Below are 25,102 nucleotides of genomic sequence, written 5' to 3'. Positions count from 1 at the left end.
GGGCCGATGCATCTCCTGGCGACATCAGGTGCCGCGCTCGACGACCTCGAACAGGCCGTCGATCTCGCGCAGTCGCCGGCCGAGGTCGTGGTTCTGTCGTTCTCCGACAGCGACCTGTCGGCACTGGCCGAAGCGTGGCGAGGATCGCCGTCAGAACTGCCGAGCTTGCGTCTCGCCAGCCTGAAGCGGCTGAAGCATCCGATGTCGGTCGACCTCTATATCGATCGTGTCGCCGTTTCGGCGCGCGCCGTCGTCGTGCGCTGTCTCGGCGGGCTCGATTATTGGCGCTACGGGCTGGAGCGCCTGGCTGATGTGTGCCGGAGCCGAGGCATTCTGCTGGCGGTGCTGCCGGGCGACGACCGCGCCGACGAGCGGCTCGATGCGCTCTCGACGCTGCCGCTCGACGTCACCTCGAGACTCTATGGCTACCTGCACGAGGGCGGCACCGCCAATGCGCGCGAGGCGCTGCGCTATCTGAATTCGCTGCTGGGGCGTGAAGCCACATTTGCGGAGCCGGTTGCGCTTGGCTCTATCGTTGGATTCGCGGCCGGGCGTGGCGCCGTTCCCGTCGAGGAGTTGTGCGTTGCGGGTGACACGAAGCCATGCGCGCTGATCGTGTTCTACCGCGCCAGCCTGCTCGCGGCCGATACAGCGGCGATCGAAGTTCTGCAGACGGCGCTCGAGCGGGAAGGGCTTGCGTCCGCCGCCGTCGCGGTGACAAGCCTGAAAGATCCTGACGTTGCGGATGGATTGGAACGGCTGATCAAGGCGCGACGGCCAAGCGTCGTCCTTAACGCCACGGCCTTCTCGGCCCTGCGTGAGGACGGCACCACCGTGCTTGACCTCGCCGTCGCGCCGGTGCTGCAGATCGTGCAGGCCCAAAGCAGTGAGGATGCCTGGACCTCGTCCGCGCGCGGTCTGTCGCCGACCGATCTCGCCATGAACGTGGTGCTGCCGGAGCTGGATGGGCGTCTGCTGGCGCGCACCATCGCGTTCAAGGGCGAGGCGCCGTTCGATGACCAGCTCGAATTCGGCGCGGTCCGTTATGTACCGCAGCCTGATCGCATCGCCTTCGTCGCGCGGCTCGCAGCGCGCTGGTGCCGCCTGCGGACGACGCCAGCGGCGAACCGCCGCCTCACGCTGATGCTGTCGGATTATCCGGCGCGAGGCGGTCGTCGCGGCTATGCGGTCGGCCTCGACACCGCGCAAAGCGCGACCGAAATCGCGCAGCTGCTCGCCGAGCAGGGCTATGATCTCGGTGCGTCCAGCCCAACTGCCGCTGACATCGAGGCGCTGCTGAGAGGTCAAGCGTCGGAGCTCGCAGTGCCTCTTGCTGCGTATCAGAGCCATCTCGCGGCCTTGCCAGACGATTTGCAGCGCGAGCTTGCGGCGAGTTGGGGCGCAGCGGAGGCAGATCCGACCTTTGTTGACGGCGCATTCCGCTTTCCGGCCCTGCGTGCAGGACATCTGCTGATCCTGCTACAGCCGGATCGCGGCGCTCATGTCGATCGCAAGGCGGGTTATCACGACACCACGGTGCCACCGCGTCATGCCTATGTCGCGCTCTATGCGCATTTGCGCGAAGTGGAGCAGATCGACGCGCTGGTGCATCTCGGCGCCCACGGCACCTTGGAATGGCTGCCGGGCAAGGCGCTCGCCTTGTCGCAGAATTGCTGGCCGGAGGCCGTGCTCGGTCCGCTGCCGGTGATCTATCCGTTCATCGTCAACAATCCGGGCGAGGCCATGCAAGCCAAGCGCCGGCTTGGCGCGGTGACGCTCGGCCATCTGACGCCGCCACTGTCGCAAGCAGGCTTGCACGGTCCGCTGCTCGAGCTCGAGGGGCTGGTCGAGGAATATGCGGAGGCCGATGGGCTCGATAAGCGTCGCCTGAAGCTTCTGGAGGACGAGATCGTCGCGCGCGCCTGGGCAAGCGGCCTCGCTGCGGATTGCGGCCTGAAACAAGGCGCAGGCGGACGGGAGGCCGTCGCCAAGCTCGATGCGCAGCTCTGCGACATCAAGGAGCTTTCGGTTCGTGAGCGGCTGCACGTGTTCGGTCGTGCGCCGGATGATGTTGCGATCGGACTGCTCGGCGATGCTATCGCCGCTGCTGGCGGTACCCGTAACGAGGCGAAGGATCGTGCCGGGATCGATGCCTGCATCCGCGCCAGCGCCGCGGCCGAACGTGCGGCGCTGCTCGCCGCATTAGACGGCCGACGCATCGGGGCTGGACCGGCCGGAGCGCCGAGCCGCGGCAGGCTCGATGTGCTGCCGACTGGGCGCAATCTCACCGCAATCGATCCGCGCGCGATCCCGACCCGCACCGCTGCCGTGGTCGGTGCCCGCGCCGCCGATGAGGTGATCCGCCGCTATCTGCAGGATCACGGCGAGTATCCGCGGACCCTGGTGCTCGATCTCTGGGCCTCCGCCTCGCTGCGCACCGGCGGCGACGATCTCGCGCAGGCGCTCGCTTATCTCGGCGTGCGGCCGCGCTGGGATTTTAATTCCAACCGTGTCATCGGCGTCGATGTGCTGCCGCTGGCCTCGCTCGACCGTCCACGCATCGATGTGACCTTGCGCATCTCGGGCCTGTTCCGCGATATCTTCGAAGCGCAGATCGCGCTGTTCGACCTCGCGGTGCAGACCGTCGCCGCCCGTGAGGAGGACGATGCCGACAATCCGCTCGCTGCCGCAAAGCGTCGCGGCGAGAGCTTGACGCGCGTGTTCGGCGGCGCCCCCGGGACTTATGGCGCGGTGGCTGCGAGCCTGGCGCTTGGCTCCGATTGGGAGAGCCGCCAACAATTGGGTGAAGCCTATCTGGCGGCGACGAGTCACAGTTTTGGTACTGCCCCCGAGATCGCACAGGCCCAGACTGGCTTCCGCGAGCGCGTCCGCAGCGCCGATGCGCTGGTGCATCCGCAGGACGACCGCGAGCGCGACCTGCTCGACGGCGAAGAGGTGGCCGATTTCGCCGGCGGCTTCGCTGCGGCAGCGTCCGCGCTGGGTGTCTCGCCAGCGCTTCTGCATCTCGATACCAGCCGTCCCGATGCGCCGAAGGCGCGGGCGTTCTCGGAAGAGATCGCACGGGTGGTGCGCGGCCGGCTCACCAATCCACGCTGGATTTCCGGCATGCTCGCGCATGGCTATCGCGGCATCGCGGAGATCGCCCAAGGCGTGGATGCGCTGTATGCTTTTGCCGCTACGTCGGACACGGTACCCAGCCATCTGTTCGATGCGACACATTCGGCCCTGTTGCTCGATCCATCGGTGTGCGACGCGATGCTGGCGCGCAATCCTGCAGCGGTGGCTTCCATCATCTCCCGGCTCGACGATGCACTGCGGCGCCGGATGTGGGTGCCGCGCCGCAACGCCGTCGCGGATGAGCTCGCTGCAATCGCAGCGCGTGTGAGAGTTGCGGAGGCGAAGGCATGACGGCTTCCTTCGACATCAAGGGATGGTGTCCTGGCGCACGACGCCCGATGCAGAGCGGGGATGGTTTGATCGTCCGCGTCAGGCCGCATGGCGGCAGACTGCCAGTCCGCGCGCTCGAAGCGTTGGCCGAGGCCGCCGCCCGGTTCGGCAACGGACAGATCGATCTGACGCGGCGCGCCAATCTGCAGCTTCGCGGCGTGAAGCCGGAGACGCTTGCACCCTTGTGGGAGGTCCTGTCCTCGCTCGATCTGCTTGATGACGATGCAGAGCTGGAGGCCATCAGGAATATCGTCATCAATCCGCTCGCAGGGATCGACCCGACTGAGATCGCCGACATGCGTCCGGTCGCGCACGCGCTCGAACGTCAATTGATGGCCGTCGCTTCGCTGCGGCAACTGCCGGGCAAGTTCAGCTTCTTGCTCGACGGGGGAGGGCGACTTCCGCTGACGGACCTTGAGGCTGATGTTTGTCTCGTCGCGTATCGCGACGGCGCCGGTGCCTCGGTCGCAATCGGACTTCAAGCTGCGGCCGGGCTTGAATGGCTGGGTACGGTGGATGCGGAGCAAGCAGCCTTGGCGGCCGCTCAGCTTGCGCTCGCGATCCTCAAACATAGTCCGACCAGCCGCGCGCGCGCGCTGCCGGATGATGCGGTTGTTGCCATCCGCGCCGAGCTCGGCTTGCAAGCGTCGGGTCTTCCGATCACGCCAGCAAGGCGTGAAGCTTCGCACCGCCGCGGCCTGATCGCGCTTGCGAGTGGGAGCTATGCCGCCGGACTTGGAGCGGCTTTCGGTCGCCTCGATAGCGAGACCGTGTCGGCATTGCTGAGCGAGCTAACCCGACTTGGTCTCACCGAAGTTCGGCTGTCGCCGTGGCGTACATTCTATGTTGCTACGTCGAGCCGCCCGGACGCTGAGCAGATCCTCGCGTTTGCCCGCAGCCTCGGATTCATCGTCGATGATTCCGATCCGCTGACGCGTATCGATGCCTGTTCGGGCGTCGGTTGCTGCAGCTCGACGACGCTGGCCACGCGTGACCATGCAAGGGCATTGGCTGATATCGCGGAGCGCAGCGGCTTTGCCGGCACGCTGCACGTCTCCGGCTGCCCCAAGGGCTGCGCGCGCTCGGCCCCGGCGGATCTGGTGTTTGTCGGGGACGGGGCCCATTATCGGGTGGTACGGCAGGGAACGGTAAGAGATCGCGCCTTCATCGAACTCGATCCGTCTGGGATCTCAACCGTTGTCCCGACCTTGCTGGCCCAGGAGCGCAGTACTCATGTCTGATGTGCGCGACTATATTCGCGACGGTGCCGAGATCTATCGACGCTCCTTTGCCACCATCCGCGCCGAGGCCGATCTGTCGCGCTTCCGGGGGCTGGAAGAGAAGATCGCCGTACGCATCATTCATGCCTGCGGCATGGTCGAGATCACTTCCGACATCGAGATGTCGGAGAGCTTTGCGGCAGAAGCGCGTGCCGCGTTGAACCGCGGCGCGCCGGTTCTGTGCGATGCCAAGATGGTGGCGCAGGGGATCACGCGCGCGCGACTGCCGGCAAGGAACGAGATCATCTGCACGCTCGATGATCCCCAAATCGCAGCGCTGGCTGCGCGCCACGGCACCACGCGCTCGGCGGCCGCGCTCGAATTGTGGCGCCCACATCTTGCCGGCGCGCTGGTTGCGATCGGCAATGCGCCGACCTCGCTGTTTCACCTCCTGGATATGTTGGACCAAGGGGCGCCGCGACCCGCGGCTGTCATCGGCACCGCGGTCGGGTTCGTCGGCGCCAAGGAATCCAAGGAAGCACTCGCGGCCGACGGCCGCGTCCCGTATCTGATCGTCAGGGGACGCAAGGGCGGCAGCGCCATGGCGGTCGCCGCCGTGAATGCGATTGCGAGCGACATCGAATGAGCCTGCTCGACACCATCGCCGGCACGGCGCAGGCCGGAACGCTCTACGGCATCGGCGTCGGTCCGGGCGACGTGCGCTATCTGACCTTGCGCGCGGCAGGACTGATCCGCGCGGTGGATGTGGTGGCCTTCTTCGCCAAGCGTGGTCTCGAAGGCAATGCGCGCCGCACTGTGGCGCCGTTGATGGACACATCGCGGCATGAGTTGCGACTTGAATATCCCATCACCGAGGAAGCGCCGGTTGCGGACGCGACGTATCAGACGGAAATCGCAGCCTTCTATCGGCGCGCCGCCGAGAGCATTGCCGCGCATCTACGGGCAGGCCGCTCGGTTGGTCTGCTCTCCGAAGGCGATCCGTTCTTCTATGGCTCCTTCATGCATATGTGGCGGCGGCTGGAGCGCGACTTCCCGGTCGAAGTCGTGCCCGGTGTGACCGGCATGTCAGGCTGCTGGACCCGCGCCAATGTGCCGATCACCTGGGGAGACGATATCCTGTCCGTGTTGCCCGGCACGTTGGCGGAAGACATCCTGTGCGACAGGCTGCAACATTGCGAAGCGGCAGTCATCATGAAGGTCGGGCGTAACCTGCCGAAGGTCAAACGTGCGGTCGCAAGCGCCGGGCTGCTGTCGCGCGCGCTCTATGTCGAGCGCGGGACGATGGACAACCAACGCATCGTTCCGTTGTCGGCCTGCGACGATGAGCGAGGACCGTATTTCTCGATGGTTCTGATCCCAGGCCAGGGGCGTCAGCTATGACCGGAACGCTCACAGTGGTCGGCCTCGGCCCGGGGCGGCCGGAGCTCATGACTCCGTCCGCGGCCGAGGCGATCGCGCGCGCGACTGATCTGGTCGGCTATGGCCCATATCTCGATCGCATTGCGGCGCGGCCGGACGGCCAGCGCAGACATGCGAGCGACAATCGTGTCGAGCTTGATCGTGGCCGACACGCGCTCGAACTGGCTGCTGACGGCAAGCACGTCGCGGTGGTTTCGGGCGGCGATCCCGGCGTGTTCGCGATGGCAGCTGCAGTGTTCGAGGCAGTCGAGATGGGGCCGGCGGAGTGGCGCCAGCTCGACATCAGGGTGGAACCGGGCGTGACTGCCATGCTCGCGGCGGCTGCCGAAATCGGTGCCCCGTTAGGAGGGGATTTCTGTGCGATCTCGCTCTCAGACAATCTGAAGGGCTGGGGCACGATCACGCGGCGACTGCAGGCCGCAGCCAGCGGCGATTTCGTGATCGCGCTCTATAATCCCCTATCGAGGGCGCGGCCGCATCAGCTCGGGGAAGCGTTCGATATTCTGCGCCGGACCAAGCCGGCTTCCACGGTCGCCATGATGGTGCGCGCGGCCGGCACCGGCGAGGTCGGCCGCATCGTGACGACGCTCGGCGAGATCGATCCGGCGCACGCCGACATGCGAACGCTGGTGCTGATCGGATCGTCGGCGACACGCCTCATCATGCGTGACGGCAAGGCGCCGTGGGTCTACACGCCGCGTCGGGAGATGGAGCCGACATCGTGAGCGGACAGTCCTTCCAGCCAACGCAGGGCGTCGCGCGCACCGTCGAGCGGAACGCCGCGGGGCTTGTCGGGGCGCGCGATCATCACCACCGGGATCTGCAGTCGGCATGCGGCCGCGATTTTCGGATAGGTGGCGGGGCCGCCGGAATTCTTCGATACGATGGCCTGAATGCGTTCGCGCCGCAGAAAGGTTTCTTCCTTGGCTTCATCGAACGGACCGCGGTCGTAGACAAAGCTGATGTCGGGCGGCAGCGGCACGTTGCCGGCAGCATCGATCGTGCGCGCAATATAGTGATGCCGGGGCGCTGCGCTAAAGGCGGCGAGTTCGAGACGGCCGAGACTGAGAAAGACGCGGGCGGGCTCGGCGCCGAGCGCGGCCGCTGCGGCGTGCGCCGTGTCGACGTCGATCCAGCGATCGTCGTCCGCACGCATCCAGGGCGGCCGAACGATGGAGGCGAGCGGGAGGGACAGCGTCTGGCACGCCGCAACCGCGTGAGCCGAAATCTGCGCGGCGTAAGGATGGGTGGCATCGACCACGGCGGCGATGTCGTTGTCCCGCAGCCACGCCTCAAGTCCGGCGATCCCGCCGAAGCCGCCGATGCGCGTCGGAATCGGCTGCGGTTTCGGCGAGGTCGTACGCCCCGCGAGCGAGAGCGTCGGCTGGAATCGGTTGTCGCCGGCCAGCAGTTGCGCCAGCTCCGAGGCTTCCGTGGTGCCGCCGAGAATGAGAACGCGCATGAAGGGTGTGGTCCGTGATGAGTTCGGCCGCAGCTTGCAACGCGACACGTTGGCTGTCCATCGTTGGAATCGGCGAAGATGGCCCGGACGGATTGTCGCCGCTCGCGCGCCGGCTGGTTGCAAGCGCATCGCTTGTCGTTGGTGGCGCGCGCCATCTGGAACTTGCGCGCTCCTTGATCTCCGGCGAGCGGCTGGCCTGGCCGAGCCCGTTGCATCTTGCCTTCGACGAGATCGCTGCGCGACGCGGTAACGCTGTCGTTGTGCTCGCGAGCGGTGATCCCTTCAACTATGGCGTGGGCAAACAGCTCGTCGAGCGGTTTGCCGCCGAAGAGATGTTGTGCCTGCCGCAGCCGTCGTCGTTCAGTCTGGCCGCGGCGCGGCTCGGCTGGGCGCTGCAGGACGTCACGCAAATCAGCCTGCACGGCCGGGCTCTGGAAGGCATCATTCGTCATCTCAGTCCGCGTGCGCGGATCGTCGCGCTGTGCTGGGACGGTTCGACGCCGAAGAAGCTCGCGGTGCTGTTGTCGTCGCGTGGCATGGGCCACTCGCGCTTGACCGTGCTGGAGGCAATGGGCGGACCGCAGGAGCGGGTGCGTCGGGCAATTGCCAAGGAATTCGATCTCACGGACATCGGCGCGCTGACGACGATCGCGATCGAAGTCGTTGCCGATCCGGATGCGCCGATCATCAGCTTGGCGCCTGGTCTTCCGGATGACCTGTTCGAGCATGACGGGCAGCTGACCAAGCGCGAAATTCGCGCCGTGACATTGTCAGCGCTGGCGCCGCGGCCGGGCGAATTGCTCTGGGACGTCGGTCTTGGGGCCGGGTCGATCGCGATCGAGTGGTTGTTGCGACATCCATCGCTGCGTGCCGTCGGGATCGAGGCGCGACAGGATCGTGCCGATCGCGCGGCGCGCAATGCCATTGCGCTGGGCACGCCGGATCTCCGGATCATCGTCGGCTCCGCGCCGGCCGCTCTGAACGATCTGGAGTGGCCTGACGTGGTTTTCATCGGCGGCGGCATCTCAGATGAAGGTGTGTTCGAAACAATCTGGTCTCGGCTGAACCCGGCCGGCCGATTGGTGGCGAATGCCGTCTCGCTCGAAGGCGAGGCGCGGCTGACTGAGTTGTTTCACAAACATGGCGGCGAATTGGTCCGCGTGGCTGTGGCTCATGTGAGACCAATCGGCACCATGCATGGCTGGAAGCCGGCGATGCCGGTCACGCAATGGCGGGTGACGAAGCCATGATCGCGCTCGGGATCGGCTGCCGCCGCAACGCATCAGCGGATGATATTGAGAGACTGATCGCCGAGGCACTCACGATGGCAGCGTTGCAGGCCGAGTCCATTGGCGTTGTCGCGACCGAGCGCGCCAAGGCAGAGGAGCCTGGGATCATTGAAGCCGCGCGTCGGCTGGGACGTCCGCTCATCGGTATCGTCGCCAGCGAGCTTGGCAGAGTGTCGCATAGCGCAGTCACCAACAGCGATCGCGTGCAGCACCTGAAAGGGGTGCCGTCGGTGGCGGAGACGGCGGCGTTGGCGGCCGCCGGCGCGCATGCACGTTTGATCCTGCCGCGCATCGCCAATGCGAGAGCGACCTGCGCGCTCGCGGAAGGAGAGGGGCAGGCTGCCGGGGAGTTCCAAGCATGACCGTGCATTTCATCGGTGCCGGTCCTGGCGCGCCTGATCTGATCACGGTCCGCGGCCGCGACCTGATCGCGCGCTGTCCGGTGTGCCTCTATGCTGGCTCGCTGGTGCCAAAGGCGCTGTTGGATCATTGTCCGCCTGACGCGCGTATCGTCGACACCGCGCCGCTGTCGCTCGACGAGATCATTGCGGAGATGGCGCGGGCGACTGCAGCCGGCGACGACGTCGCGCGGCTGCATTCGGGCGATCTGTCGATCTGGAGCGCGCTCGGCGAACAGCTGCGGCGGCTCGAGGAGCTTGGAATCCCATTCACGGTTACGCCGGGCGTGCCGGCCTTTGCCGCGGCTTCCGCGGCGCTGGGGCGTGAACTGACCCTCCCGGGCCTGGCGCAATCGGTGGTGCTGACGCGCACCTCCGGCCGAGCCTCGGCAATGCCGGAGACCGAGACGCTCGCCACTTTCGCGCAATCTCGGGCGACGCTCGCGATCCATCTCTCCATCCATGTCCTCGAAGGCGTGGTGGAGGAACTGGTGCCTTACTACGGCGCCGACTGCCCGATCGCGATCGTCTATCGCGCAAGCTGGCCGGATCAGCGCATCATCAGCGGAACGCTGGGCACGATCGTTGCGACGACGAAGTCCGATCCGATCGAGCGTACGGCATTGATCCTGGTCGGGCAGGCACTCGCTGCAAAGGATTTTCGGGCCAGCGCTCTCTACGATGCCGATTATCAGCGCCGCTTTCGTGGGAGAGGCGAATGATCAGCACCGTCGTACTGTCCGACCAGCAGCCCAACGCGATCGAACACCGCAATGTCGAGGGCGATACCATCGCCAAGCGCACGCCTTGCGGTGCGCCACGCTGCGCGTGCGACCACGTCGCCGGCCGGAAAAGCCAGCCGCTTGGCTTCGTCGAGAACCTGCAGCGCCGTATTGGCGCCGCGCGCGGCACCCACAAGCGCATCGGGCGCACCGGCGTCGGACAGCGCGTCCGCGAGCCAGGCGCGATCGACTTCTCCGGCCCGCGAATGCAGGTCGAGCAGGCCCTGGCCGAGCTTCGTCATCTTGGCAAAGCCACCGGCGATCGTGACGCGCTTGACCGGATGGCGGCGAAGATATTTCAGCATGCCGCCGACGAAATCGCCCATGTCGATCAGGGCCGCATCCGGCAGTCCGTACAAGTGCTGCACCGCCTTCTCGGAGGTCGATCCGGTCGCGCCGGCGATGTGCGCAAGCCCGGACGCGCGTGCGACGTCGATGCCGCGATAGATCGAGTGAATCCAGGCCGCGCAGCTGAAGGGAATGACGATTCCCGTCGTGCCGAGGATCGACAGACCGCCGAGAATGCCAAGCCGCGGGTTGAGCGTTTTCTTTGCAAGCTCCTCGCCGCCGGGAATGGAAATCTCGACGATTACGTCGGAAGGACTGTCGAATGCGGCGGCAGCCTCGCGGACCGCCGCGCTGATCATCTGTCGCGGCACCGGATTGATTGCGGGCTCCCCGGGCGGCAGCGGCAGTCCCGGCTTGGTCACGGTGCCGACGCCTGGCCCGGCCCGGAACACGATACCCGAACCATCAGGCCCGCGCCGTACGGTCGCCTTGATCAGTGCGCCGTGGGTGACATCGGGGTCGTCGCCGGCGTCCTTGATGACACCAGCGGTGGCGGCGCTCGCGTCACCCTCGTGCATCGCGACCGCAAAACTGACTCGCTGGCCGCTCGGCAAAGTGATCTCGACCATTGCGGGGCAGGTTCTCGTGATCAGAAATTCATAAGCCGCGCGGGCAGCAGCAGTGGCGCAGCTGCCTGTGGTCCAGCCACGCTTCAGGGGACGTTCCGGTGCTCCCACGGTTTCAGTCATCGTCGATCGCATAGCACAGTTTGCTGCGTTGGAACGGTACCACGGCCATGACGGTGGCCGGACCAAAAGGGCTGATCATCGCCGCGCCGCGTTCCGGCGCCGGCAAGACCACGATCGCGCTTGGGCTGATGCGGGCCATGGTCCGGCGTGGAACGCGGGTCCAACCGTTCAAGTGCGGACCGGATTACATCGATCTCGCCTTCCATTCGGTTGCCGCCCGGCGGACGAGCTACAATCTCGACTGCTGGGCGATGTCGGCGCCGCAGCTTCGTCGGTTGGCGAGCGACACGACGGCCGGTGCCGATCTCGCCATCGTTGAAGGCGTCATGGGCTTGTTCGACGGTGCGCCGGCTTCGGGTCGTGCGGGCAGGGGATCGGCAGCCGACTTGGCGGCGCTGCTTGGTTGGCCCGTCGTGCTGGTCATCGACGTCAGCGGTCAGGCCGAGACGGCCGCCGCGGTCGCGCTCGGCTGCGCACGCTATCGCGACGACATCGAGATTGCCGGCGTGATCCTCAATCGCGTCGCCAGTGCGCGGCATCGCGCGTTGATCGCGCCCGCTTTCGAACGGATCGGGATCAAGCTGCTGGGCGCCCTGATCCGCGACCAAGAGCTCGTGCTGCCGGAACGGCATCTTGGCCTGGTTCAGGCCCAGGAGATCGGATCGATCGAGCAGCATCTTGATCGTTTAGCGGATCGGATCTGCGAAACCACCGATCTCGACGTGATCAGTTCGTTGGCCCGGCCGATGGCGGGCGGGTCACATGATGCGGGCGCCGCAGGCTTCGGGATCAAGCCACCGGGGCAACGGATCGCGCTGGCCTCGGATGCTGCATTCTCCTTCAGCTATCCACATCTCACGCGCCATTGGCGTGAGTCAGGTGCCGAGATCGTGACCTTTTCACCGCTGGCGGACGAGGCCCCGGACGGGTCGGCCGATGCCGTATGGCTGCCGGGCGGCTATCCGGAACTGCATGCCGGCCGGCTGGCCGCGGCCGATCGTTTCCTCGGCGGCTTGCGGCTTGCGGCCGAGAGAGGGGCGCGCATCCACGGCGAATGCGGTGGCTACATGGTGTTGGGGACCGGCCTGGAGGATGCGCAGGGGGCTCGCCACGCCATGGCGGGTCTGCTGTCGCTCGAGACCTCCTTCGCCAAGCGGCGGCTCCATCTCGGCTACCGTCGCGCGCGGCTGCTCGCCGATTGCGCGCTCGGCGCACGGGATGCGATCGTGTTCGGCCACGAATTTCACTATGCTTCGATCTTGGCGGAAGCCGACGATCCGCTGATCGAGTGTTGTGATGCAGTGGGCGGCGCCATCGCAGAGCCGGGGGCGCGCCGCGGTCCGGTCAGCGGATCGTTTCTTCACGCCGTGAGCGGAGAGGCGTCATGAGCGAGCCGAAACCGGAGCCGCCGAAGTTCGACGCCGCGTTCAAGGATCGCTTTGCACAGCTGGTGCGCTGGCGGCGCGACGTCCGCCGCTTCCTGTCCGCGCCGGTGAGCCCGGAGCTGATCGAGCGGCTGCTGGCGCTCTCGTGCTACGCCCCCTCGGTCGGCTTCAGCCAGCCCTGGCGCTTCGTGCTGGTCGAAGATCCGAGACGGCGTGCCGCCATCGTAGCCAACTTCAAGGCCGCGAACCAGGCTGCGCTGGAAGGCTATCACGGCGAGCGGCGTGCGATCTACGCACGGCTGAAGCTGGAAGGGCTGACCCAGGCGCCGGTGCATCTCGTGGTCTGCGCCGACGAAGCGACCGAGACCGGCCATGGTCTCGGTCGCAAGACGATGCCGGAAATGCTGCGCTATTCCGTCGTCGCGGCGGTCCAGACCTTCTGGCTTGCGGCCCGCGCAGAAGGACTTGGGGTCGGCTGGGTTTCGATCCTCGATCCGCAGGCAGCCTGCAGTTCGCTCGACCTGCCGCCGGACTGGACGCTCATAGCCTATCTCTGCGTCGGCTGGCCGGAGGAGGAGCATGACGATCCGGAGTTGGAGCGTCATGGCTGGGAGGCGCGGCTGTGCGACGCCGCGGTCAAGCCGCTCAAACGTTGAGTTAGAGCATGATTCGGAAAAGTGGAAACCGGTTTTCCGAAAAGATCATACTCAATCAAAGAGATGAGATCATGATGCGATTCCTTGTAATCGCATCATGATCTAGGACGCGAGCGCGAGCGGCGGCGCTTCCACGACCACCGCTGCAATCGGTTGGGGTGCGGTGGCGCCAACGAGCTGAAAGCGCATGCCATGCAGCGTCACCGTCAGCGGAATGCCGCGGAAGTCGTCGTGGAAGGCTCGGATGCGGCGCTTCATCTCGGTCGCCGCGATGCCGGCGGGCATGTCGCACATCGCAGCATACATCTGCTTCGTGCTCTTGATGCCGTGCCACGCAACCTCCAACGCCGGCAGCGGCGCGCTTTCGCAGGCGATGTCGCGAGCCATGCGCCAGAACAGATAAGCGAGCCGCACGAACGCCATCTGTTCCAGGCCGCGGACTTCGATGCCGTCGGGAATGTCGAATTCTTCGAGGCCAACGATAGCGCCGCAATCCACGCGCGCTTCCATCACATGCGCGGTCGCACCGAAGCGTTTGACATCGTCGTAGAGTGCGAAATGGGCCGGAGCCCAGCCCGGATAGTCCGGCGGGCCTGGATGGAAATTATAGGCGCCATGGCCGAGCGCGCGAAGGATGCGTGCCGGGACGATCACGCCCGTCGTAAATGCGACGAGCCGCGCGTTGGTGAGCACCGCGGGGTCGATGGCTTCGAGCTCGGCCAGGGTGACGGCGCAGCGGAACGACAGGCCCGGATTGTGCGCTTTGAGCAGTTCGGTCAAAGCCATCTGCTGGTCGCGGCTGCCGGTCAGAAGGATGATCGTGTTGAGCATGTGGCTTCGGGTCCTGAATTCAGCGGGGATTGCGCATCACGCGGGCCGGTTGCATCGCGGACTCGGAGGTCGCGAGCGAACGGAACAGATCACTCGGAAGATTCTGTGTGGGAGCGATCTCGATCACCCGGTTGTCGGCGAGGAATGCGGCCTCTTTTGCGACTTGCACATCGTCCTGCCAGGGGCAGAGCGACAGCTCGAGCCGCGCGAAGCCGCCGCAGTCGGCAGCGAACGCGCTGGTCACGGCCTGGATGCTGGCTGCGGTGGCGCGCGCTCCTGCGGCTTCGAAGTCGCGCAGGATCACGGTGACCGCCTTGTTCGATCGGACCGCCGAATTGAGCACGAGCAACGCGTCCCGTGCGCCGATGCGGCCGGCACGTCGCGCGGCCCGGACCCTATCGGCAAAGTCCGAATCCGGACCGAGATCTGCAGTCGTCGGTCTGAGATTATGGACGATCGTCGCGAGTTTCGCGCCGGCTTCGCCGGCGATGGCGTGATAGGCGCGGGGCAGCCAGAGCGTGTCGAGCGGAATTTGCGACGAGGTCAGGCTCCAGGCCTGGTCTAGCAGATAGGCTTCCCACACGGCAGGATAGGAATGGGCGAGGGTCTGCCATGTCCGCAGCATCGCTTCGGCGGCATTCGAGCGCCCGAAATACAGGGTGCGCGCCGACATCTCCCAGCCGTTCCACTTGTGGACGGCGAAATCGCAGGCCGCTTCGACCGGCAGTTCCGGTGCGGACTGCAGCATCGTGTCGGTATCGACGAATAGTAGCGGCTGAGCGTGCCGTTCCCACATGCGGGCAATGAAGTCGGCCTTCTCGAATGCGAGCATGCGGTCGTCGTGAACGCTGTCGATAGCCTCGACAATGAAGCTCAACCCGAGCCGCTCCAGCGAGCTCTTCAAATGGTAGGCCGTCATATCGCCGAGTGCACGGGGATAGCAGGACACGACGAGGGGGCCCTTAACCTGTGTCGCGCTGGCCGGTGACCTCCAGTGGAGGCCGCCCCACCAGAGTTCATGAGGGCCGTCGGCACCGCATGTGCCGACCGTTCCGAATTCCGACAGCTTGGACTTCAGGAAGTCGAAGGCGGGATTTTCGCCGAACGGGATCACGACCGCAGCCGTCGGATCCAACGAGCGGTATAATAGCTCCGCGCCTGCGCCGCTCGGTGGGTCTATCACGATGACAACACGGCCGCTTCCGGGGCGGGCGCCGCTTCCCCAGATCTCGGCGCGACCGAAGCTGCGTATCAGCCATTCGATCCGGCGATTTTGCGCATCGCCAAGCTTGACTCCTTGAGACTTCAACACCCCTCCAAGCGCTGTGCTGGTATCGTCGGTCCGGTCGGTGTTGCTGCCCATCATGCTCCTGGCTCCTCGGAGCTAGAACGGATCACGACGTCGGATCAGGCGGACTAATCATGTCGCCGTTGCCGTGCCTTGTTCGCCGAGTTGGGACGCGATCATTCGCCAGGGGTTCTCATCGGACGCGGCCGGTCGGCTGGTGCTAATCCGATCATGGTTGAGAGACGTGAGAGCGACGGTGTAGACACTGACATCGCCCTTGGCGGCCAGCACTGGAACGATGAGGCAGCCGTCCTCGCTCGTGGCGTGATAGTGGCGGCCCTGACGTTCGAGGTTTGCAAACGTCAGTCTATCGTCGGGAAGGGCTGTTACGTCGGCAGACTTGGCTGCCTCCGCGACGGTCTCGCCGCTCTGAACGGTGATGCCATGCAGAATTCCCGCGCGTGCAAATTTGGCGAGCGGCAGCACGATCATCTCGATCTTCATCCCGCGTGAGACTGGAATGCGGATCCTGATGTCGCCGAGCCCCGTCCGGTATAGGGTAATTTGTTCCATCGAAGCAGAACCGTCGGCCTTGAATAGGCCAACCTCGAGCCTGTCGCAGGCCGCTTCGCCAAACACGTCGGGCGGCAGCCGGTTGGCGCCGAACAGCGTGTAGAGATAGGAATGCGCGGGCGAGATCGAGGCGAGACTTCCGGCCAGCCACATCGGCGGCTCCTCGGCGGCGCACGCAGAGCTAAGGCCACGGGCGATGAGCTGATTATCGATGAAGCTTCTGTCGATCAACGGTTGCAGCGTAGCGGTCCCGAGATTGACGTCATGTTGGAAGCCTCCGAGCAAAGCGAGTTCGTCGTCATCCGGGAGCAACAGCAGGCGGGCCAAGGTCGCCGCGGTCCAGCGTGCCGAGACATCCGACGGGATGAATGGCTGGAGCCGATAGGTCGCCGCCAAATCGCGCGCAGCTGAGGCAAACGCGATGGCGCCGGCCTGGACTTCGGCCACGCATGCGAGCTGCGCGGCGGGAAGCGGATTGGTTTCGTGGAGGACGTCTCTGCCGCAATAGTCGCGGACGGATCCTTCCGCAGAGCTGCACAGCTGTTCGAGCAGCGCGACGTTACGGAGGAGGGCGCGCTTCATGTGCGGCGTCACGACGAGGTCGGAGATCAGGCCGCTGGCGCTGTCGCCTCGCGGGAGATCGTGAAATGCATCGTCGACGGAGAGCAGATAGGTGCCGTGCAGCCTGATCTTGACGCCTTCGCGGTCGAAGACGCGGCGCAAGGCCTTCTGCACGCTGCCGGAATAGCCGAGATCGACCAGCACCAGGTCTGTGCAGGAGTCGAACTCGGGAATTGCAGCACGGAGATAATCGAGCAGACGCGACCGCATGCCGGAGGCGAGTTGCATGCTTTCACGCCGGCTCATGAGGTCGGGAAGGGCGTCCGCAAGTTCCGAACCCTTGACGACACCATCGGAATGGGTGGCGAAGAAGTTGGCCACAGCCGGTGGCAGGACCTTGCTGATACCGAAGAAGCTGTGTGCGTCGAGTGCGGGAATCGTCTCAAGCAGTTTGCGCAGCGGCTCGAGCGTGTCGGCGGCGGCGATCACGGCCACGCGGCGGTTCACCTCGATGTAGTGGGCATCATCACGTCGGTTCTGCCAAACGCGATGCGAGAGAAAGCCGTCACGCCCGAGAAAGCCCAGGGCCACCTTTCCGCTGGCCTGCCTCAACGCAGCACAGCGGGATTCGATAAAGGCCTCGAATGCAGCCATGACCGGGCCGATCACCGTCATGCCGAGATGGAACGCGGGAGATCGTTCCGCGGTCTGGGCGGCGATCATTCGCCGCAAGGTGCGCAGCCCATGATCCAGTCGGGCCGGTCGGCCCGGCGACAAGAGCTCGAACAACGCGGCTTCCCGCTGCAGCTTGGAGGCCAATTGGGCGCTCGCCTGCGGATAGTAGCGGGGCCGAATGCCATGCCGGCGCGCACCCTGGATGTCCGCGCGCTCATTGTCTCCGATGTGAAACGACTTCGCCGGGTCGACCTTCTGCTCGGCAAGATATTTGGCGAACAGCTTTTCGCTCTTGCCGTGGCCATGCTCGCATGAGGCGTACAGAAAATCCCAGCTCAAGTCGGGACAGCAGTTGCGCAACAAATGAGCAAGCTGCTTCGTGGTCCAGTAGGTGTCCGAAATAAAGCCGACGCGAAAACCTTGCCGCTTCATTTCCAGATATTGCTGAAGCATGTCCGGGTTGGTGCGGCAGAGATCGAGCTCGGCGCGAAACTCGGCAACAGCCAGGTCGTTCAGAGCGTCGCGATCGAGTCCAAACAGCTTGAAAGGAAAGAAAGAATATATGTCGGTGATCCGGACTTCGGCCGATCCACGCTTCTTCTTGGCCTCATCGCGGGCGCGCGTTTCCGCGCGAATGCGATGCTGAGTGAAATGTTCTGTAACATTCGGATGCGTGACAGATAAGCCTGAGAGCTCATAAGTCCGTTCGAAAACGCCATCCGGCGTAGTGCAGGCGCGTACTACAAACGTATCGAAAACATCGAACGAGCACGCAGCAACAAGCTTCGCTCGACGCATTGCGCCGACCGCTGCGACCTTCATCTGAAAAATCCCCCGCTCCGTATGCTATTAACGGTCGGTCGCACCAAATCAGGCGCTCGAATTTCAAAAAAATCATCGCGCAGTTCAAAAACGCGCGCGTGACGACTGACAGATTCGAAAAATCGGATAGTTTTGAGTTCGTGATTCGGAAAAAATTGCCGAGTGCTGAGATCGCTTCGTGCGAGACTCTGCTCAGCAGAGCCGATCATCTTCCGCCTCGTGCGCCTGCCGCATGAGCCACGTAGAGTCCGCGTAACAGCTGCGTTTCCTGCTGATTTTCCTTTCCAGATGAATGTCCTGCGATGCGGACTGAATGCTTCACTTGGTCTCTGTTTGGACGGCGGCGTCGCTCCGTCCGGCATTTTTTGCCTGCAGGTGGGCAAAACATTCCCTCTAAGCTATTGAAAAATAACGAAAATAGTTCGCCTGACTTGCTCGCCTGCGGCGTTCAAGGGGTGGAAGCCGTTTGGAGTCTGTGCATTCGGCGCTGGGGGTTGGAGATTGAGGAATGAGCTACGCGCTTGATGTCTGGGCTCCCGCCGAGTTCGAGGCGGTCAAGGAACCGGCCCAGCAAGAGGTTGCGACGGTGCCTTGGCAAGAGTCGGCCGCAATCGTGCCGGACGGCGCGCCCCCCTGTAGCGATGCCGTATTCGACGAGGACAAGGATCTGCTCGATCGGCTGGCAACCGGGGATGAGACGGCTTTTCGGCAGCTCGTCGAGCGTCACATCGACCGCGCCTACGCGATCGCGTTGCGGATCGTCGGCAGCGCAGCCGATGCAGAGGATGTCGTGCAGGACACGATGTTGAAGGTCTGGACTCATCGGGGACGCTGGCAGCACGGCCGGGCGAAGTTCTCGACCTGGCTCTATCGTGTGGTGAGCAATCGCTGCATCGATCTGCGGCGCAAGCCGCGCACCGAGAATGTCGACGTCGTTCCGGAGGTTGCGGATTCCAAGCCTGACGCCAGCAGCGTCATCGAACGCGCCGAGATGAACGATCTGCTCGAGGCTGCGATGCAGAGGCTGCCTGAGCAGCAGCGCGTTGCAGTCATCCTGTCCTATCATGAGAATATGAGCAACGGCGAGATCGCCGACGTGATGGACACGACCATCGCCGCGGTGGAGTCGCTGCTCAAGCGCGGGCGCCAACAGCTGCGTGAATTGCTGCGTCGGCACGAGCGCGACATCCGCGGTGCGTTTACCGACTGCTAATCATAAGCTCCACGGCGGAAAGAATTTTCGCCTGATCCCGGCACGACTCTCCGTTTGATCGAACAGACGGGGCTGATCCGCACCGTCAGTCCTTCCACGATCCGGCCTGTCGCGCCGACCACTCAGGAGTCTTCACTGTGCCTGCAATTTCCACCAACGTTGCGGCCAACTCGGCCGTCCGCTACCTGAACATCAACTCGAACCAGGAAACAAGCGCTCTCTCGAAGCTGTCGAGCGGCTCGCGTATCACTTCAGCGTCCGACGACGCTGCCGGTCTCGCGATCTCCACCCGCATTTCCTCGGACATCACCACGCTGCAGCAGGCCGCGACCAACGTCTCCCAGGCAACGGCGATCCTGCAGACCGCCGACGGCGGGGCCTCCAACATCAGCGACATCCTGGCGCGCATGAAGTCGCTGGCCTCGGAATCGGATTCGGGCACCACGACCAACTCCAGCCGCACCTACATCCAGTCGGAGTTCTCGCAGTTGATCAGCCAGGTCAACTCGATCGCGTCGGGTACCCGTTACAGCGGCACCAGCCTGCTCGACGGCAGCAGCGCCACCTTCACGTCGGGCGTCGCCGTGATGGTCGGCTCTTCCAGCTCCGATACCATCAACATCACGCTCTCCAACCTGAGCTCGAGCTCTCTCGCGATCACCTCGCTCGACGTCAGCACCCAGAGCGGCGCCACCGCGGCCCTGTCGGCGCTCGACACCGCGATCGACACGGTCTCCAAGGCGCGCGCCGAGATCGGCGCGCAGGAATCGCGCTTCAACTTCAGCGCCGACTCGATCTCGACCCAGACCCAGAACCTGCAGTCCGCCAACTCGGCGATCAAGGACGTGGATATCGCCGCCGAGCAGGCGACGCTGTCGTCCGCCGAGGTGAAGACCCAGGCGGCCGTTTCGGCGGAAGCCGCGGCAAACCAGATGCCGCAATATCTGCTGAAGCTTCTCGGCTGATGTGCGATCTTCCGGGCCGGCGCGATGCCGGCCCGGCACTTGCTAAGGCGGGCCCCAAATCATGACAGTGAGCAGCGCGACCTCGGGCACGAGCAGTACGACGTCATCCTCGTCATCTTCGTCAAGCTCCAGCTCCGTCACGACATCAGGCACCAGCACGACCAGCTCCATCGACTGGACCGGTCTGATCGACTCCGCCGTCAATGCCAAGTTGACGCAGGCGACGCAGATCCAGACCAAGATCACCGCCAACCAGGCGAAAATCTCGGCCTACCAGACACTGCAGACTAATCTCAGCACGCTTTCGTCCGGCTTGGCCTCGCTGGCCACCTCGGTCGTCAATTCGCTCGCGACCAACGTTTTCGCAACCCGCGCGGCAACCCTCAGCTCGACCGGCGATGTGAGCGCCTCGTCAGCGCTGTCGATGTCGGTCAACAGTGGTGCGGCGACCGGTGATCACACGCTGACGATCAGCCAGATCGCGACGGCCCAGAAGGTCGCCGGCAGCAGCCAGTCCAGCCAGACCACCGCGCTCGGCTATTCCGGAACATTTACGCTCGGTCTTTCCGGGGGCAGCACAACGAGCATCACGGTGACGAGCAGCATGACTCTGCAGGACGTCGCCGACGCGATCAATGCCCAGACTTCCACCACGAATGTACAGGCATCGATCCTCCAGGTTTCGACCGGCTCCTACGAATTGGTGCTGACCGGAACCCAGGATGCCGCCAATATCACCTATTCGAGCACGTCCGGCGACGACATTTTGAACAAGCTTGGCGTAACCGACAGCTCGGGGGCGTTCTCGACGGTGCTGCAGACGGCGCAGGCGGCGAATTTCACCCTCGATGGTGTCTCATTGACCCGCGACACCAACGACGTTTCGGACGTGCTGAGCGGGGTTACCTTCAACCTGCTGCAGGCCACCCCGAGCGGCACCTCGATCGACGTCAGCATCGGCACGGATACGAGCCAGATTCAGTCAGCTCTGCAAACTTTCGTGACGAACTACAACGCGTTTCGGGACGCTGTGATCGCTCAACAGGCCACGAATTCAGACGGTACCGCCTCGTCGAGCGCGGTGCTGTTCGGCGACGGCACCATGCGCGACATCATGAACCAACTCCAGAGTGTGCTGAGCACTTCGGTAGGCGGCATGACGATGGCTGATCTCGGCCTTTCTTTCAACAGCAAGAACGAACTGCAGCTTGACACCGGGACGTTGTCGACGATCCTCAGCACCAATCTGAGTGGTGTGACGGCGCTGTTGTCGGCACAGACGACGACGTCGTCCAGTCAGCTTAGCGTCGTCAACACCGGAACCTCGCCGCAATCGTTTACGCTCGACGTGGCCGTCGATTCCTCGGGCAATCTCACCTCGGCCTCGGTTGGAGGGGATAGCTCGCTATTCACGATCAGCGGTAACACCATTATCGGCAATTCTGGAACCATCTATGCGGGAATGGCCTTCACTTATACCGGTTCGACCTCACAATCGATCACGGTGACGTCGACCCAGGGCCTTGCCACGCAGATCTATCAGCTCGCAAAGGATGCTTCGGGCACCAGTGGCTCCTTGCAGACGCTGATCGATAATCTGACGAGCCAGGACGATACGATGACCAGCAAGGTCAACGATATCGAGAGTGCTGCGTCGACATATAAGGCCCAGCTCCAGACGCAATACGCCAAGTATCAAGCCGCGATTCAGAGCGCAAACAACACGCTGACCTATCTCAAAGCTCTTCTCAATGTGAATTCGAGTAACTGATGACACAGAGTTCGATGGCCTATCGCGCCAACCAGGCCTACCGCGGTGCAGCCGTTGCAGTTCCGCCGCTCAAAGCCGTGATCATGCTGCTCAACGGCGCCGCCATGTACTTGCAGAAATCGCTGCACGCCCAGGAGGCGCGACGTTTCGAGGAAGGGCATGAACACTTGACGCGGGCAACCGCCATCCTGCGTGGTTTGAGCCACCATCTCGATTCGGTCCGTGGCGGTGCGGTCGCGGAGCGGTTGTTCCGGACCTACAATTCGCTGATTTTGGCGGCCTTGCGCTCGTATGGTCGCCCGCACATGCGGGAAAACTTCCAACGCATCATCGCAAGCATTGCCGAACTGCGGGATGCCTGGGAGGCAACCGATGCCGCGACCAAGGGTGGGCCACGCTCTGCCGGGCATTCGATCCCGCGACGTTGACGGTCGCCTTGCGGCGCAACTGAGCGCCGCTCTGGCCGGCTGGCCTGATTCGCGGACCTCGGCGAATCGGGTCTGGGAGGGGCTCGCCCCGTCCGCGGTTTGGGTCGCGATTGTGCATCGTAGTGTGCATTTATGCTGCCGGTTCGCTTGGATTGAGGTATCATGTTAGGGGGGTCTGCTGCGACAAGTGATATCAATTTCGTGTTGCCCACGAATGGTTTATGACGCTCCGGGAGACGCTGGATTGGGCGGACGATGGACGTCAGGGAATTCGAAGATCTGATCGATCGATTGGGAGAGGACGTCTCCTGCTGGCCCGAAGGGCAGCGTCAGATTGCAGCAGAATTATTGGCATCATCGCCGGAAGCACGCGCGCTGCTCGAAGAGGCGCGCGCGTTGCGTCAGGCACTTTCGTCGCCAGCGGTTCGCGCGCCGGCCGGTCTGGCCGACCGAATCGTCGCTGCGGCGGGCCGGCTCGAGGCGGTGACGCCAGCGGCGGACGAGGGGACGGTTGAGGCCGTCGTCGACGCGCCGCATCCGGGCTGATCGCTTCCAGGGCGCATAGGCTTCGCCGGCGCCTTACCGGACGCGACGTCGCGTCCATGTTTCTTATTTTAATCCATTCTGTTTGGGCACCGTGCTGCCGGTCTCGACAGGGCCGAGTCGATCGGTTTTTTTGCCGCCTGCATGGCGGCGCGGCGGCAAATTCTGCCGTCTTATCAAATAATTCCGCCCAATCTTTCTCCGCCTGAATTCGGCGTGCCGTCCGTTTGATCTGCAAACGCCGCCATGATCGCAAGCTTGCGACGTGGCCCGGCGCGTGAGCCACACGAGCAGGTCCGGAGTTTGCCATGACGGTTTCGGCAACGAGTTCAACGACCTCGAATTCATCAACGTCGTCCTCCAGTTCGTCGTCGAGCACGGCGATGAGTTCGACCGATTTCTTGAAGTTGCTCGTCAGCGAACTGCAGAACCAGGATCCGCTGAATGCGACGAGCGTCACGGACTTCGTCAACCAGATGACGTCCTACGCCACCTTCACCGAGCAATCGGCGACCAACACCAGCATGAGCTCGCTGGCGAGCTCATTCTCCAGCCTGGTGACGCTGAATTCGGTCAACTACATCGGCCACACGGTCGAGGCGAAGAGCGATACTGCGACGCTGTCCAACGGATCGGCGACCTACGGTTATTCGTTGTCCTCAGTCGCCTCCAACGTGTCGATCTCGATCAAGGACTCCTCCGGCAACACTGTCTGGACCGGCACCGGAACCGGCAATGCGGGGTCTAACTCGTTCACCTGGGACGGCAAAGACTCATCCGGCAATCAGCTCAGTGACGGCGGACAGTACACGATCTCGGTGACGGCGACCAACGCAGCCGGCACTTCGGTCCTCAACTACACGACGATCACGGGCACCGTGACCGGTATCGACACCTCGACCAGCACGCCCTCGCTTACCGTGAGCGGCGCGTCGGTCAGTGCCGCGAACATCATCGGCGTAACCTCCTGACAGCATTATTCGGAGTTGGATTATGAGTCTTTCTGGAGCACTTTCCTCGGCGATTTCTGCGCTCAATGCGCAGAGCTCGTCGCTTGCGATGATCAGCGACAACATCGCCAATGCCGATACGACGGGCTACAAGACCACCTCTGGGATGTTCGATCAGCTGGTAACGGGAACGAGCGGCAAAGCCTATTCATCCGGCGGCGTCGCTGTATCCGGTCGCTCCAATATCACGCAACAAGGACTGTTGTCGGCTACGACAAATGCCACGGACGTTGCGATCTCTGGCTCCGGCTTCTTCGTCGTGACCAATTCTCTCAATGCAGGGGGATCCACGTCCTATACGCGAAATGGCGCGTTCACGACCGACAACAGCGGCTATCTCGTCAATAACGGTTACTATCTGGAAGGATATCGCACCGACGCCAACGGCAACGTCGTTGGCAGCGGGCTTGAGCCGGTCAAGACCGATATCGCGAAGTCGAACGGCGGTGCCACGACCAAGTCGACAATTACCGCCAATTTGCCGTCGGATGCGGTCGTCAACACCTCCACGACAACGACGCCGACGGACGGCAGCTCGTTCAGCAGCTCGATGACGGTGTACGATTCCTTAGGAGACGCGCACACGCTCGACGTCACCTGGACCAAAACCGCGAGTAACACGTGGAGCGCGACTTTCGCGCCGGCGAACGCCTCCGACGTCAGCTCGATCGGAGTCAATGGCGGCGCCGCCACCTATACGATCACGTTCAACGGTGACGGCTCCCTCAGCACCGTCTCGCCGACGGATGCCACCACGGGTGAGGTGGATCCCCTCAACATCCAGTGGACTGACGGCGCCAATAGCAGCGCGATCTCGATGAATTTCGGTACGCAGAACGGCGGCACGAATGGCCTGACCCAGCTGTCATCGGGCAGCACCACGCCGAGCGTCACTGACTTCAGCGCCAACTCGGACGGTACCGCGCTGGGTACGCTGACCAACGTATCGATCGGCCAGGGAGGCGTCGTCGAGGCGACTTATTCGAACGGCCAGACCGTTCCGATCTACAAGGTGGCCGTCGCGACTTTCGCCGATCCGAATGGTCTGCAGGCCCATAGCGACGGCATGTATACCGCGACTGCGGACTCCGGCACGGCAAAGCTACAGACCTCGGGAGAGGGCAGCGCCGGCACCGTCTATGGCAGCGAGCTTGAATCGAGCACGACCGACACCACAGGCCAGTTCAGCAACATGATCTCGGCTCAGCAGGCCTATTCGGCGGCATCCCAGGTCGTCACGTCGGTGAACAAGATGTTCGACACCCTGATCTCGGCGATGAGGTGA

At 64.0% G+C, this 25,102-nt stretch carries 22 protein-coding genes; 17 read left to right on the top strand and 5 right to left on the bottom strand.

Annotation, left to right across the window (positions count from 1 at the left end; translation table 11 throughout):
• Positions 1–6: 6 nt before the first annotated feature.
• From cobN to cobJ, 5 genes are read left to right on the top strand one after another with little or no spacing between them, the layout of a single operon-like run.
• Positions 7–3,429, top strand: coding sequence for a cobaltochelatase subunit CobN (gene cobN / locus QX071_RS30070; protein WP_315705535.1), 3,423 nt, complete (start codon positions 7–9; stop codon positions 3,427–3,429).
• Positions 3,426–4,709: a precorrin-3B synthase gene (gene cobG / locus QX071_RS30065; RefSeq protein ID WP_315705536.1), complete on the top strand. Its 1,284-nt coding sequence runs from the start codon at positions 3,426–3,428 to the stop codon at positions 4,707–4,709. The genes cobN and cobG overlap by 4 nt, the downstream gene beginning before the upstream one ends.
• Entirely contained in the window at positions 4,702–5,334 is a 633-nt protein-coding gene (locus QX071_RS30060; RefSeq protein WP_315705537.1) for a precorrin-8X methylmutase, read from the top strand. Before cobG ends, QX071_RS30060 begins: the two co-directional genes overlap by 8 nt.
• Complete coding sequence (locus tag QX071_RS30055; RefSeq protein WP_315705538.1) at positions 5,331–6,089, top strand: precorrin-2 C(20)-methyltransferase; 759 nt, start codon at positions 5,331–5,333, stop codon at positions 6,087–6,089. The genes QX071_RS30060 and QX071_RS30055 overlap by 4 nt, the downstream gene beginning before the upstream one ends.
• Complete coding sequence (gene cobJ, locus QX071_RS30050; RefSeq protein WP_315705539.1) at positions 6,086–6,853, top strand: precorrin-3B C(17)-methyltransferase; 768 nt, start codon at positions 6,086–6,088, stop codon at positions 6,851–6,853. The genes QX071_RS30055 and cobJ overlap by 4 nt, the downstream gene beginning before the upstream one ends.
• Here the strand turns inward: cobJ and QX071_RS30045 are convergent.
• Positions 6,817–7,590, bottom strand: a complete 774-nt coding sequence (locus QX071_RS30045; protein WP_315705540.1) for a cobalt-precorrin-6A reductase — start codon at positions 7,588–7,590, stop codon at positions 6,817–6,819. The genes cobJ and QX071_RS30045 overlap by 37 nt on opposite strands.
• Positions 7,591–7,607: 17 nt before the next feature.
• On the opposite strand from QX071_RS30045, the gene cbiE reads away from it, so the two are divergent.
• From cbiE to cobM, 3 genes are read left to right on the top strand one after another with little or no spacing between them, the layout of a single operon-like run.
• Positions 7,608–8,840 (top strand): precorrin-6y C5,15-methyltransferase (decarboxylating) subunit CbiE, encoded by a 1,233-nt coding sequence (gene cbiE, locus QX071_RS30040; protein ID WP_409977569.1) that lies wholly within the window; start codon positions 7,608–7,610, stop codon positions 8,838–8,840.
• A complete protein-coding gene (locus tag QX071_RS30035; RefSeq protein ID WP_315705542.1) occupies positions 8,837–9,241 on the top strand; it encodes a cobalamin biosynthesis protein in 405 nt (134 codons plus the stop codon). Before cbiE ends, QX071_RS30035 begins: the two co-directional genes overlap by 4 nt.
• Positions 9,238–9,999 carry a precorrin-4 C(11)-methyltransferase gene (gene cobM / locus QX071_RS30030; protein WP_315705543.1) on the top strand — a complete coding sequence of 254 codons (762 nt, stop codon included), beginning with the start codon at positions 9,238–9,240 and terminating at the stop codon, positions 9,997–9,999. The genes QX071_RS30035 and cobM overlap by 4 nt, the downstream gene beginning before the upstream one ends.
• On the opposite strand, the gene QX071_RS30025 is transcribed toward cobM, so the two are convergent.
• Positions 9,969–11,096, bottom strand: a complete 1,128-nt coding sequence (locus tag QX071_RS30025) for a cobalt-precorrin-5B (C(1))-methyltransferase (protein ID WP_315705544.1) — start codon at positions 11,094–11,096, stop codon at positions 9,969–9,971. The two genes, cobM and QX071_RS30025, sit on opposite strands and share 31 nt — an antisense overlap.
• Before the next feature lie 47 nt (positions 11,097–11,143).
• On the opposite strand from QX071_RS30025, the gene QX071_RS30020 reads away from it, so the two are divergent.
• Complete coding sequence (locus QX071_RS30020; RefSeq protein ID WP_315727863.1) at positions 11,144–12,484, top strand: cobyrinate a,c-diamide synthase; 1,341 nt, start codon at positions 11,144–11,146, stop codon at positions 12,482–12,484.
• Positions 12,481–13,137, top strand: coding sequence for a 5,6-dimethylbenzimidazole synthase (gene bluB, locus QX071_RS30015; RefSeq protein ID WP_315705546.1), 657 nt, complete (start codon positions 12,481–12,483; stop codon positions 13,135–13,137). Before QX071_RS30020 ends, bluB begins: the two co-directional genes overlap by 4 nt.
• A gap of 102 nt (positions 13,138–13,239) precedes the next feature.
• On the opposite strand, the gene QX071_RS30010 is transcribed toward bluB, so the two are convergent.
• Genes QX071_RS30010 through QX071_RS30000 form a run of 3 tightly spaced genes read right to left on the bottom strand, consistent with a single transcriptional unit; the run spans position 13,240 to position 17,863 of the window.
• Positions 13,240–13,968, bottom strand: coding sequence for a formyltransferase family protein (locus QX071_RS30010; protein ID WP_315705547.1), 729 nt, complete (start codon positions 13,966–13,968; stop codon positions 13,240–13,242).
• 19 nt (positions 13,969–13,987) lie between these two features.
• Complete coding sequence (locus tag QX071_RS30005) at positions 13,988–15,334, bottom strand: hypothetical protein (protein ID WP_315705548.1); 1,347 nt, start codon at positions 15,332–15,334, stop codon at positions 13,988–13,990.
• A 54-nt stretch (positions 15,335–15,388) separates the two neighbouring features.
• The gene (locus tag QX071_RS30000; RefSeq protein ID WP_409997634.1) at positions 15,389–17,863 is read right to left on the bottom strand and encodes an HAD family hydrolase; all 2,475 of its coding nucleotides are present in this window, start codon (positions 17,861–17,863) and stop codon (positions 15,389–15,391) included.
• Between the two features lie 532 nt (positions 17,864–18,395).
• On the opposite strand from QX071_RS30000, the gene QX071_RS29990 reads away from it, so the two are divergent.
• From QX071_RS29990 to flgE, 7 genes are all read left to right on the top strand, one after another.
• Positions 18,396–19,100, top strand: coding sequence for an RNA polymerase sigma factor (locus QX071_RS29990; RefSeq protein WP_315705551.1), 705 nt, complete (start codon positions 18,396–18,398; stop codon positions 19,098–19,100).
• A 137-nt stretch (positions 19,101–19,237) separates the two neighbouring features.
• Positions 19,238–20,065, top strand: a complete 828-nt coding sequence (locus tag QX071_RS29985) for a flagellin (protein ID WP_315705552.1) — start codon at positions 19,238–19,240, stop codon at positions 20,063–20,065.
• A gap of 169 nt (positions 20,066–20,234) precedes the next feature.
• A complete protein-coding gene (gene fliD / locus QX071_RS29980) occupies positions 20,235–21,836 on the top strand; it encodes a flagellar filament capping protein FliD (protein WP_315727996.1) in 1,602 nt (533 codons plus the stop codon).
• Entirely contained in the window at positions 21,836–22,264 is a 429-nt protein-coding gene (locus QX071_RS29975; RefSeq protein ID WP_315705555.1) for a flagellar export chaperone FliS, read from the top strand. The genes fliD and QX071_RS29975 overlap by 1 nt, the downstream gene beginning before the upstream one ends.
• A 255-nt stretch (positions 22,265–22,519) precedes the next feature.
• The gene (locus QX071_RS29970; protein WP_315705556.1) at positions 22,520–22,810 is read left to right on the top strand and encodes a hypothetical protein; all 291 of its coding nucleotides are present in this window, start codon (positions 22,520–22,522) and stop codon (positions 22,808–22,810) included.
• A gap of 305 nt (positions 22,811–23,115) precedes the next feature.
• Positions 23,116–23,778, top strand: a complete 663-nt coding sequence (locus QX071_RS29965) for a flagellar hook assembly protein FlgD (protein WP_315705557.1) — start codon at positions 23,116–23,118, stop codon at positions 23,776–23,778.
• Positions 23,779–23,800: 22 nt separating this feature from the next.
• Entirely contained in the window at positions 23,801–25,102 is a 1,302-nt protein-coding gene (gene flgE, locus QX071_RS29960) for a flagellar hook protein FlgE (RefSeq protein WP_315705558.1), read from the top strand.

It is taken from the genome of Bradyrhizobium sp. SZCCHNS1022 (genome assembly GCF_032484835.1).
Taxonomy (GTDB): domain Bacteria; phylum Pseudomonadota; class Alphaproteobacteria; order Rhizobiales; family Xanthobacteraceae; genus Bradyrhizobium.
The sequence above is the reverse complement of the archived record's forward strand: the minus strand, read 5'-3'. Positions and strand labels throughout refer to the sequence as shown.